Origin of the sequence: Empedobacter sp. R132-2 (assembly GCF_030324375.1) — a bacterium.
Taxonomy (GTDB): domain Bacteria; phylum Bacteroidota; class Bacteroidia; order Flavobacteriales; family Weeksellaceae; genus Empedobacter; species Empedobacter falsenii_B.
Genome location: NZ_JACAGG010000093.1, coordinates 1 through 506, shown reverse-complemented (window position 1 = coordinate 506; position 506 = coordinate 1). Strand labels below are relative to the sequence as shown.

General features: G+C 48.2%; 1 rRNA gene. It reads left to right on the top strand.

Features of this window, described 5'->3' with window-relative positions:
- Positions 1 to 506, top strand: a 16S ribosomal RNA gene (locus HXZ69_RS15410); the annotation flags it as partial.

The following is a 506-nucleotide window of genomic DNA, read 5'->3' as shown; positions in this document are numbered from 1 at the left end:
AACCTTGGGCCTGGCTGGCCGGTCCGCCTCACCGCGTGCACTGGTCCGGCCGGGCCTTTCCCTCTGCGGAACCCCATGCCCTTCACTGGGTGTGGCGGGGAAACAGGACTTTTACTTTGAAAAAATTAGAGTGCTCAAGGCAGGCCTATGCTCGAATACATTAGCATGGAATAATAGAATAGGACGTGTGGTTCTATTTTGTTGGTTTCTAGGACCGCCGTAATGATTAATAGGGACAGTCGGGGGCATCAGTATTCAATTGTCAGAGGTGAAATTCTTGGATTTATTGAAGACTAACTACTGCGAAAGCATTTGCCAAGGATGTTTTCATTAATCAGGAACGAAAGTTAGGGGATCGAAGACGATCAGATACCGTCGTAGTCTTAACCATAAACTATGCCGACTAGGGATCGGACGATGTTACATTTTTGACGCGTTCGGCACCTTACGAGAAATCAAAGTGCTTGGGCACCAGGGGGAGTATGGTCGCAAGGCTGAAACTTAAA